The following is a 10,074-nucleotide window of genomic DNA, read 5'->3' as shown; positions in this document are numbered from 1 at the left end:
AAGTAATAACTGTGTCCATGCTGAAGAAAAAGATTTTAGCTATGGTGAGGATGCTCCTTCTCACATTGTAGAAACTACTATTTTTGATTTTGATCAAATGAAGTTTATCACTATTTCCCCACAAGCTATATTGACTCGTTATTGGACAAGCGGATGGACAACGACTGGAAATCCTGCCCCAGCTGTTGCATTCTTCCAATCTGGAGCCTATCGAGGTTGGCTTGGAAAATATAGGGAAATGCCCCTTTCAAATGGAACTCGAGGTTATTATGAGGGATATTTTTATCACCATTCCTTACCTTTACCGATTCCTTCAAAAATAAATATCAGGAAGGAGATAATATAAGTGAAAAAATTTAAGAACTTATTTATTTTAATAATGGCTATATGGGAATTAACCGCTTTTTCACAAAAAATCCATGCTGATACAAATGATTTAAGTGCTTAGCAAGTAATGAGTACTATCAATAGCAGAGGTAGTAAAGTTATCTACCACACAAGACGATCGGCTACTTTAAGCGGTCTAACAAATACAATTATATATAATGATGGTATTTATTGTGGGCAATTATATTTACAAACTTGGTCTTACGACAAAGATTTTACTACAGGAAGATTTTGGTATGTAGGGATATATAGAGGAACAGTCAGATCGAATGGAGGATGTCCTATCGGACGATTAAAGTCTTAATATGTGTTATGAGAATATAGAAGGATAAAACAGCACTTTTTTAGTTCATCATCAAGAGTGTTTGAATACCTCCGTCTCGAAGGGAATTTTGGTATTTCCTATTTTTGATAAGAAATATTGGGAGTCGTTACTCGATCAAGTAACGACTCCCAATATCGTAGATTCTTAATTTTGACTTAGAGTTTGAGATTGTTTATTGTTAGCTTGCTTTCATTTTTTCTAGTTCACATCAAATCGATAGGATAAAGGCTTTTCTTTGCTTTTGTCTTTACGGTAGAGCCAGTAATCTAAAACCGCAGCAATACAAATACAAACTGGAGCATCTTCATCATTTGAGACATCCAATACATAGTAATCTCCTGAAAAAAGTGTTGCTTTATCCATTTTCATGATTTGCTGATTGAAATGATGGATTTGATATTGATGATTATAGATATCACCTTGGACTGTCCAGTGAAGTCTACGAATATAATAAAAATCACCGGGCCAATTGAATATTTTCTGCATGGTTCCCACCTTTTCGAACTCTTTATACAGCTCAAAACGCGTACCGAATGTCAGGCTTATCTGCTTGATGTGAGCAACGAGATCGCCATTCATGGCATAAAGAGACAATGCATCGCCCTTTGTTCCCCAGCGACCAACCATCAAAAACAGGGAATGTCCTTTTTCGTTTTTGACAATTGTCCGAGTTGCACGTCCAAGCTGTTTTTCCTGAATGAAAAATTCTGACATCTATATCCCTCTTTTCTAGATAAAACTACAAGTCTTCTGCAATCGCGCGCAATATGGCTTTTCCTACGCCAGATTCAAGGTTTGTGTCCGTTGTATATTTGGCATAATCTTTTACTTCGATTTCTGCATTTCCCATTGCAAAACTGACTCCTGCTACTTGCAGCATGCTGACATCATTGAAGTTATCGCCAATCGTCATGACTTCTTCTAAAGAAATCCCACGCTCGTGAGCGACATGGGCAACAGCAATTCCTTTTTGAGCGTTTTTATGGTTCACTTCGATATTGTTTTGACCAGAGGAAGTAACGGCCAGATCGCCTAAAAGAGAAATCTGCTTTCCAACTGGACCTAATACAGCTGGCCCTTCTGTATGAAAACAAATAATTTTTAGAACTTCCAGATTCTTTTCTTCCAAGATAGCACGAATACTGTCCACGTATGTGATGTGCAATAACTCCAGCTTAGCTGAGGCCATGGCAATCGCCATTTTATACGTAAGGTGAGGTAAATGGGTAGCCACCATGGAAGCAAAACTTTCGATTCGTTTCGCTTGATTTTCAGAATAAAGACCATCGTTGGTTGCTACTTCATAGTAAATACCGTTAGCATCTAGAATATCTAAAACAGAGATTGCTTGATTATTTGGAATCGATACGGTAAACAGTGAATTTCCTTCTTTATCAAATACCTGTGCCCCGTTCAAAGTGATCATCGCACAATCGATTCCTACCTCATCTAAAGCTGCGCGAGCTTCTTGATAGTTTCGACCAGTAGCGACCATGAACTCAACACCGGCATCATTTGCAAAACGTATCGCCTCGGCATTTTCAGGAGAAACACTCATATGGGCATCTAATAATGTGCCGTCCATATCTGATGCAATTAATTTGATCATAATGATTATCGTTCCTTTCTGCTTCTTGTTCCTAGTTTACCATATTAATCAAGTGCTGAGGGTGAAGATTGTCCCTTGTGATTGAAGAAAATGTGAGTTATTCTTTTTATTAGGAGGTGGAGGTTTTGAAAGAAATCATTCATAACAGTTGGCAAGAAGTTTTGTCCTCAGAATTTTCAAAAGATTATTATCTGCATCTAAGAGAATTTTTAAAAAAAGAATATGCGTCCCAAAAGATCCATCCAGATATGTATCATATCTATGAAGCATTGGAATTGACTCCTTATGAAGAAGTTAAAGTGGTGATTTTAGGACAAGATCCTTATCATGGAGAAAATCAAGCTCATGGCTTATCTTTTTCTGTGCAACCCGGCGTAAAGATCCCGCCATCGTTAAGAAATATCTATAAAGAGCTTAATGATGATCTTGGAATCGCACCTGTTCAACATGGAAATCTAGTGTCATGGGCTAAACAGGGAGTCCTTTTACTTAACACCGTTCTTACCGTTCGGGAAGGGCAAGCGTATTCTCATCGCGGGAAAGGTTGGGAAAGATTAACAGACACGATCATTGAAAAATTAAATGAACGGGAAAAACCAATCGTGTTTATCTTGTGGGGAAAACCGGCACAAGAAAAAATCAAAATGATCGATAAGAGTCGCCATATCATCATAACATCTCCACATCCCAGTCCGTTATCTGCAAGTCGTGGCTTTTTTGGTTCCAAACCCTTCTCGAAAACGAATGATGCGCTCCTTGCGTTAGGAGAAGAACCGATTGATTGGCAACTGCCTGAAACAGTGTAATAAAACAGCGCTTTCCTGTTATAGCGCAGTTCGCTATGTATGTGAAAAACTTAATTTTTCCAGCATTTTTGACTGATACAGATAAAATAAACTGTTCTTTTTTTCTGGAATAGTGTATGATAATACATATAAAAACGTCTGGAGGTCATCTTGTGGAATTGTTTGATAGTTTAAGATTTAAGATTGTTCGCCGTGGGATCAAAATCGTTTTCCCGGAAGCTACTGATGCTCGTATTTTAGGCGCAGCTGCCCGGTTGAAAGCAGAAGAACTTGTGGAACCCATTTTAGTAGGGAACGAAGAAGAAATAAGAAATGCAGCGCATGCCAGAGGAATCAAAACATCTAGCTTTACGATCATCAGCCCTGATAATTACGATAAGTGGGATGAAATGGTGGATGCTTTTGTTGAACGCAGAAATGGAAAGGCATCCAAAGAACAAGCAGAAAAGATTTTAAAAGATGTGAATTACTTTGGTACGATGCTTACGTATATGGGGATTGCAGACGGAATGGTCTCTGGAGCGATCCATTCGACTGGCGACACTGTTCGCCCAGCACTTCAGATCATCAAAACAAAGCCTGGCATCAGTCGGACAAGCGGAGCGATGATCATGGTACGTGGAAGAGATCAAGAAAAATATGTCTTTTCGGATTGTGCGATCAACGTGAATCCAACTGCGCAAGAATTGGCTGAAATCGCCGTAGATTCTGCAAAAACAGCAGAATTGTTCGATATCGAACCAAAAGTAGCAATGATGAGCTTCTCGACAAAAGGCTCAGCGAAATCGCCAGAAGTAGACAAAGTAGTTGAAGCAACTAAAATCGCTAAAAAACTAGCGCCACAATACATGATCGACGGCGAATTGCAATTTGATGCTTCTTATGTTCCTTCAGTTGCACAACTGAAAGCGCCAGATTCAGAAGTAGCTGGTCAAGCAACAGTCTTTGTATTTCCAGAATTGCAGTCAGGAAATATCGGCTATAAAATTGCTCAGCGTTTCGGTAACTTTGAAGCAATCGGACCAATTCTACAAGGCTTGAACAAACCGGTTTCTGATTTGTCTCGTGGAGCAAATGAAGAAGATGTATATAAATTATCGATTATCACAGCAGCACAAACATTGATTGATTAACAAATACACGCGAACTAGCCAAAAACAGCAGCTGCTGTTCTTGACTAGTTCATTTTTTCTTTAAAAAAACTTCATTACGCGATATACTGGCAAAAAGAAAGAAGAGCGGGAGAAGATGAAAAATGATCGAACTATCAGGATTAACAATGACAGAACAATTCGCAGAGGCAATTGGTCATTCCGCAATGCCAGGTGACAATCTGATATTGACTGGTGATCTAGGTGCGGGTAAAACAACGTTGACGAAAGGAATTGCCCAAGGATTAGGGATAACGCAAATGATCAAAAGTCCGACATACACGATTATTAGAGAATATAGTCAAGGTCGGATTCCGTTGTATCATATGGATATTTATCGGGTAGCAGCTAGCGGAGCAGATTTAGGGTTAGATGAATATTTTGAAGGTGATGGGCTTTCCGTTGTCGAATGGGGAAATCTATTAGAAGAAGCACTGCCGGAGGATTATTTGGAACTGATTTTAGAAAAAAGTGATACAGATTTAGAAAAGCGGTATGTGAAACTAATCTCATACGGGGAGCAAAGTGAAACCTTCAAACAGCGAATTCTAGAAAAATGGGCTGAAAATCATGAGTGAAGAAGTTGGGATCATCTTGCGGGAAGCAGTGCCAGGAGATGCAAAAGACATTCTTTTGATGATGGGACAAGTCAATAAGGAGACAGAATTTTTAGTTTTGGATGAAGCAGAACTCCTGTTACCACCAGAAACCTTAGAAGAAGAGTTGGATTATATATACGAAAGCAATAATAATTTATTGCTGCTTGCAATCTATGAAGGGACGATTATTGGAACAGCATCTGTCAAGGCAGACAGTCAATTTCGTTTGTCTCACGTGGGAGAAGTCGGTATCAGTATTCTGCAGGAATATTGGGGAATGGGACTAGGCACTCTTATGCTAGAAGAAATCATCAGTTGGGCGAAGGAAATGGGTGTACTTTTTCGATTGGAGCTTGACGTTCAAGTTCGTAATGAAAGAGCCGTACACCTTTACCGAAAAATGGGCTTCCAAATCGAAGCGGTCATGCCTAGAGGGGCAAGAACAGATCTAGGCGAATTTTTAGATGTATATAAAATGAGTTATTTGATTGAATAGAAGAAATAGGAAAAGAGTGAGAAACTGTCATCCTTTTGAGAAGGCAGAAAAACACACGAAGGGACTATGACAAAATACGCGTCACAGTCCCTTTTTCTGAATAAACGGTGTTCAATCAGCTAACCTTCGGTATTAGCTCAAAAAACAGCAAAATATGAGGAACTATTTTGCCGTTTGTTTCTCTAATACTCAGATCAAAACGCTGATTTCACAACCTCTTGGTAAACGGTGTTCAAAAGCTTGCATCTGCGGTAATAAGTCCAACCAAATGAAAAATATCAGAAGCTATTTTTGTTTGGCTGTTCTTATTACTTGATGCAGAACAGCTTTTTCACAACCTCTTCCTTATACGGTGTTCTCCTGCCAGCTCCTCGGTCACCAGTCACAATATTTAATAAACATGAGGAGCTATTTTTTGAAATTGCTCCTTGTGACTCGGAGTGAAACGGCAGGCTCACGACCTCTTTGTGTGTTTCATAAGTATTCTTTTACTTTATAGTCACAAGTTTTTTCAATGGATCTGTCCCGAATTTTTTTTCTTGATAAAGCAGGATTTCCGCACATGCACGACTATCTTCCAATGCATCATGGTGATGATCTAATTGGATGTTCAAATTTTCGCACACAGTGTTCAATCGATGATTTGGAAATTCAGGAAACAAGCGACGGCTACTTTTCACTGTACATAAAGAAAGATAATTAGGCTGTTCAAGATGATAATAATCTAAGCATCCCGCTAAGACCTTTGTATCAAAAGCAGCATTATGTGCAACGACTAAACGATTTTTTTGAAAATATGGTTGGATAGTTTGCCAGACTTCTGGGAATTTCGGCGCATTGCGTACGTCTTCTTGATGGATTCCGTGAATTTGGACATTTCGCCAGAAAAAAGGAGTCTCAGGCTGTATCAATGTATAGAATTCATCAACGATCTGGCTGTTTTTTACCATGACTAGCGCAAGAGAACAAGCACTATAAGGCTGATGATTGGCAGTTTCAAAATCCATGGCAACAAAATTCATTTCTGTAAAACCTCCTTGGGAAATTACTGTAACATACTTTTGAAAAAAGCAAATAAATTTAACAAAAAACATAGAATTTTTTATGTAATATTTGTTGAAAAAAGCTAGTTTTTGAACTTATTCCTTGTGATTTGGAGTTAGATAGGGATCATGACTTCTCGGTATTAAGCCAAATTTATGCAAAGTTGTGAGGAACCATTTTCAAAAAAATTTCTTACGACTCGAAAGTAGGCGACTTTTTCACAACCTCTCCACTAAACGGTGTTCAATCAGCTGACCCTCGGTATTAGCTCAAAAAATGGCAAAATATGAGGAACTATTTTTCCATTTGTTTCTCTAATACTCAGGTCAGAACGCTGATTTTACAACCTCTCCACTAAACGGTGTTCAATCAGCTGGCCCTCGGTATTAGCTCAAAAAATGGCAAAATATGAGGAACTATTTTTCCATTTGTTTCTCTAATACTCAGGTCAGAACGCTGATTTTACAACCTCTCCACTAAACGGTGTTCAATCAGCTGACCCTCGGTATTAGCTCAAAAAATGGCAAAATATGAGGAACTATTTTTTCCATTTGTTTCTCTAATACTCAGGTCAGAACGCTGATTTCACAACCACTTAATAAAAGGTGTTCAAAAGCTTGCATCTGCGGTAATAAGCCTAACCAAACGAAAAATATGAAGAGCTATTTTTGTTTGGCTGTTCTTATTACTTGATGCAGGACAGCTTTTTCACAACCTCTCGATAAACGGTGTTCAAAAGCCAGTTTCTCGGTATTAAGCCAAATTTATGCAAAATGTGGAAAGCCATTTTCACAAAATTTTTCTTAATACTCGAAACTAAACGACTTTTTCACATCCTCTTTATTTCAAATCTAATTCTACTGGACAATGATCACTGCCCATAATGTCCGTATGGATCTTTGCATCAGCTAGTCTTGGCTCTAAATCTTTGCTCGTCAAAAAGTAATCGATCCGCCAACCAGCATTGTTTTTTCTTGAATTGAATCGGTAGTTCCACCAAGAGTAGACACCTTCCTGGGTTGGATAAAAATAACGGAATGTATCGATAAACCCGTTATCCAACAGTCGAGAAAGAGCCGCTCTTTCTTCTGGAGTGAATCCAGCATTTTTTTGATTCGTTTTCCAGTTTTTCAAATCAATCTTTTGATGAGCGACATTTAGATCCCCACACACGATGACTGGTTTTTGTTTTTTTAGATTTTCCAAATAATTATAAAAGGCTTCTTCCCATTCTAATCGGTAATCTAAACGTTTTAATTCGCTTTGAGAATTTGGCGTGTAACAGGTTACAAGAAAGAAATCGGAATATTCCAAAGTAATCAGACGGCCTTCTGTATCATGGATATCGATACCCATTCCGTAAGTGGCATTCAATGCTGGTTTTTTAGCAAAAATCGCTGTGCCGGAATAGCCTTTTCGTTCCGCGTAATTCCAATATTGATAATAACCTGGAAGATCTAAATCAATTTGTCCTGCTTGGAGTTTTGTTTCCTGCAGACAGAAAAAATCGGCGTCTAACTCATGAAAAACTTCTAAAAAATTTTTATTTACGATGGCACGAAGCCCGTTTACGTTCCAAGAGATAAATTTCAATAAAAGCACACTCCTTCGAATTAAATTCCTTACCTTTGCGATACTATTGTACCTCATTTTAGTAAAAAATGGTGTAAGATGAAAGTAACTAAATGATCCAGGAGGAAAGTCGATGAAGATTGGTGTAATCGGTGTAGGGAATATCGCAGAAAAAGCATATTTACCAACTTATGCGAAAAAACAAGGAACACTTGATTTTTATTTTGCAACAAGAAATAAAGAAACAAAAGAAAGAATTCAAAAAGAGTACGGGTTCCAACATCTATATGAAACGATCGATGAGCTTTTAGAAGAAAAAATCGAAGCATGTATGATCCACGCAGCAACAAAAGTACATTATGAATTAGCCAAAAAATGTCTAGAAAATGGTATCCATGTTTATATTGACAAACCACTGAGTGTCCATCTAAATGAAGTTCGTGAATTGCAAGAATTAGCTGATAAGAACCAAATAATTTTGATGATCGGTTTCAACCGACGCTTTGCTCCTATGGTAGAAGAATTGAAATGTATCTCAGATAAGCGGTTGATCCACCTGCAAAAAAATCGAATAGCGGCAAAAGAAACGACAGAATTCGTCCTTTATGATTTGTTTTTACATCTTATTGATACAGCTGTGTATTTATTAGATGAACCCATTTTGAGAACAAAATACCAGATAAGAGAAACAAAGGAATTTTTGGAATATGCCATTTTACAATTAGAAACACAAAATCAAACGGCTATTTTAACGATGGATTTAGCAAGTGGCGCTAATATAGAAAAATATCAAGTAACAAGTAAAAATGGTACTTATGAAGTAAACGATCTGACCCAGCTTGTCATTCAAGATGCTGATGGAAAAAAAGTGAAAGAATTTGGCGACTGGACAAACACGCTAGTCAAACGCGGGTTTGAGCCAATGGTAGAGGCCTTCTTTTCTCAGATCCGTTTAGGTAAATCGGAAACAGAAGTGCTTAAACAAAAAGAAGTTGTAAGAAGTCATGAATTATGTGAGAAAGTGCTTAAAGATCACTACCGTCATCAACTTTGAACAAGACTGGCAAGATTGTATTAAGCGTGATAGAATAATGAGGACGTTTGAGAAAAGAAAGGAAAATCCTCAGTGAATAAAGAAGAAATAGTTGAAAGCTTAGCCACGATTACTTTATTGTTTGATGAACCATTGATGAACTATACGTTTACGAAAACAGGTGGACCAGCTGATGTCCTTGCATTCCCGAAAAAGCAAGACGAAGTAAAGCAAATCATCGATTATTGCCGAATCCATGATATACCTTGGATGGTATTAGGAAATGCAAGCAATCTGATCGTTCAAGATGGCGGGATTCGCGGTGTAGTCATCATGCTGACTGAAATGAAACAGATTCATGTCAAAGGAACGATGGTCATTGCGGAAGCAGGTGCCTCACTGATTGATACGACTTATGCAGCTTTGGCAGAATCATTGACTGGATTTGAATTTGCTTGCGGCATCCCGGGAAGTGTCGGTGGAGCGGTTTATATGAATGCAGGTGCGTATGGCGGAGAGATCAAAGATGTTTTTGCTGAAGTGGATCTTTTGCTTGAAGATGGAACATTGAAAACTTTGACAAAAGACGAAATGGTATTTTCTTATCGTCACAGTAAAGTCCAAGAATTACGTGCTATCGTATTGGAAGCTCGATTCAGTTTGCAAACAGGGGATTATGAAGCAATCAAAGCAAGAATGGATGAGTTGACCGAATTGCGTCAATCAAAACAGCCATTAGAATACCCTTCATGCGGAAGTGTCTTTAAGCGCCCAGTAGGACACTATACAGGTCAGCTGATCCAACAAGCAGGATTGCAAGGCCTGAAATGGGGCGGTGCACAAGTCTCTGAAAAACATGCTGGATTCATCGTCAATATCGATCATGCGACAGCGACAGATTATATTGAATTGATTGCGCACATCCAAGAAGTAATCAAAGAAAAATTTGATGTGTCTTTAGAAACAGAAGTGCGGATCATTGGAGAAAAACAAGCAATATCAGAAACAAGCAGAAGTTTAGCCAATTAATAAGTAATGGAACTTAAAATAAG

Annotated in this window: 11 protein-coding genes; 7 read left to right on the top strand and 4 right to left on the bottom strand. The window is 38.3% G+C overall.

Features of this window, described 5'->3' with window-relative positions; genetic code table 11:
• Window positions 1–346, top strand: a 346-nt coding sequence (locus RG571_RS11045; RefSeq protein ID WP_308947586.1) for a hypothetical protein, incomplete at its 5' end; no start/stop codon positions are given.
• A gap of 564 nt (window positions 347–910) precedes the next feature.
• Here the strand turns inward: RG571_RS11045 and RG571_RS11040 are convergent.
• A complete protein-coding gene (locus tag RG571_RS11040; RefSeq protein ID WP_002291449.1) occupies window positions 911–1,426 on the bottom strand; it encodes an LURP-one-related/scramblase family protein in 516 nt (171 codons plus the stop codon).
• Between the two features lie 25 nt (window positions 1,427–1,451).
• Window positions 1,452–2,321 (bottom strand): Cof-type HAD-IIB family hydrolase, encoded by an 870-nt coding sequence (locus RG571_RS11035; RefSeq protein ID WP_002287072.1) that lies wholly within the window; start codon window positions 2,319–2,321, stop codon window positions 1,452–1,454.
• Window positions 2,322–2,446: 125 nt separating this feature from the next.
• On the opposite strand from RG571_RS11035, the gene RG571_RS11030 reads away from it, so the two are divergent.
• The 4 genes from RG571_RS11030 (at window position 2,447) to RG571_RS11015 (ending at window position 5,373) form a co-directional block, all read left to right on the top strand.
• Window positions 2,447–3,127 carry a uracil-DNA glycosylase gene (locus RG571_RS11030; RefSeq protein ID WP_002323793.1) on the top strand — a complete coding sequence of 227 codons (681 nt, stop codon included), beginning with the start codon at window positions 2,447–2,449 and terminating at the stop codon, window positions 3,125–3,127.
• A 152-nt stretch (window positions 3,128–3,279) separates the two neighbouring features.
• Window positions 3,280–4,260, top strand: coding sequence for a phosphate acetyltransferase (gene pta / locus RG571_RS11025; protein WP_002291445.1), 981 nt, complete (start codon window positions 3,280–3,282; stop codon window positions 4,258–4,260).
• 122 nt (window positions 4,261–4,382) lie between these two features.
• Window positions 4,383–4,856 (top strand): tRNA (adenosine(37)-N6)-threonylcarbamoyltransferase complex ATPase subunit type 1 TsaE, encoded by a 474-nt coding sequence (tsaE, locus tag RG571_RS11020; protein ID WP_002287066.1) that lies wholly within the window; start codon window positions 4,383–4,385, stop codon window positions 4,854–4,856.
• On the top strand, window positions 4,849–5,373 hold the full coding sequence (locus RG571_RS11015) for a GNAT family N-acetyltransferase (RefSeq protein ID WP_002287063.1): 525 nt from the start codon (window positions 4,849–4,851) through the stop codon (window positions 5,371–5,373). The genes tsaE and RG571_RS11015 overlap by 8 nt, the downstream gene beginning before the upstream one ends.
• Window positions 5,374–5,861: 488 nt before the next feature.
• On the opposite strand, the gene RG571_RS11010 is transcribed toward RG571_RS11015, so the two are convergent.
• Window positions 5,862–6,395: a 3'-5' exonuclease gene (locus tag RG571_RS11010; protein WP_002291442.1), complete on the bottom strand. Its 534-nt coding sequence runs from the start codon at window positions 6,393–6,395 to the stop codon at window positions 5,862–5,864.
• An 862-nt stretch (window positions 6,396–7,257) separates the two neighbouring features.
• Window positions 7,258–8,010 carry an exodeoxyribonuclease III gene (locus RG571_RS11005; protein WP_002293820.1) on the bottom strand — a complete coding sequence of 251 codons (753 nt, stop codon included), beginning with the start codon at window positions 8,008–8,010 and terminating at the stop codon, window positions 7,258–7,260.
• A 112-nt stretch (window positions 8,011–8,122) separates the two neighbouring features.
• Here RG571_RS11005 and RG571_RS11000 point away from each other — a divergent pair, with 112 nt between their 5' ends.
• Entirely contained in the window at window positions 8,123–9,043 is a 921-nt protein-coding gene (locus RG571_RS11000; RefSeq protein WP_002339038.1) for a Gfo/Idh/MocA family protein, read from the top strand.
• Window positions 9,044–9,115: 72 nt separating this feature from the next.
• Complete coding sequence (gene murB / locus RG571_RS10995; protein WP_002291437.1) at window positions 9,116–10,051, top strand: UDP-N-acetylmuramate dehydrogenase; 936 nt, start codon at window positions 9,116–9,118, stop codon at window positions 10,049–10,051.
• Window positions 10,052–10,074 lie beyond the last annotated feature (23 nt).

The organism is Enterococcus sp. FR204 (assembly GCF_031143325.1).
Lineage (GTDB): Bacteria > Bacillota > Bacilli > Lactobacillales > Enterococcaceae > Enterococcus_B > Enterococcus_B faecium.
The sequence above is the reverse complement of the archived record's forward strand: the minus strand, read 5'-3'. Positions and strand labels throughout refer to the sequence as shown.

Excerpts from the sequence above, each read along its gene's own strand:
- RG571_RS11000 (WP_002339038.1), top strand. The coding sequence starts at position 8,123 with ATGAAGATTGGTGTAATCGGTGTAGGGAATATCGCAGAAAAAGCATAT.
- RG571_RS11035 (WP_002287072.1), bottom strand. The coding sequence starts at position 2,321 with ATGATCAAATTAATTGCATCAGATATGGACGGCACATTATTAGATGCC.
- RG571_RS11010 (WP_002291442.1), bottom strand. The coding sequence starts at position 6,395 with ATGAATTTTGTTGCCATGGATTTTGAAACTGCCAATCATCAGCCTTAT.
- RG571_RS11040 (WP_002291449.1), bottom strand. The coding sequence starts at position 1,426 with ATGTCAGAATTTTTCATTCAGGAAAAACAGCTTGGACGTGCAACTCGG.
- tsaE (WP_002287066.1), top strand. The coding sequence starts at position 4,383 with ATGATCGAACTATCAGGATTAACAATGACAGAACAATTCGCAGAGGCA.
- RG571_RS11015 (WP_002287063.1), top strand. The coding sequence starts at position 4,849 with ATGAGTGAAGAAGTTGGGATCATCTTGCGGGAAGCAGTGCCAGGAGAT.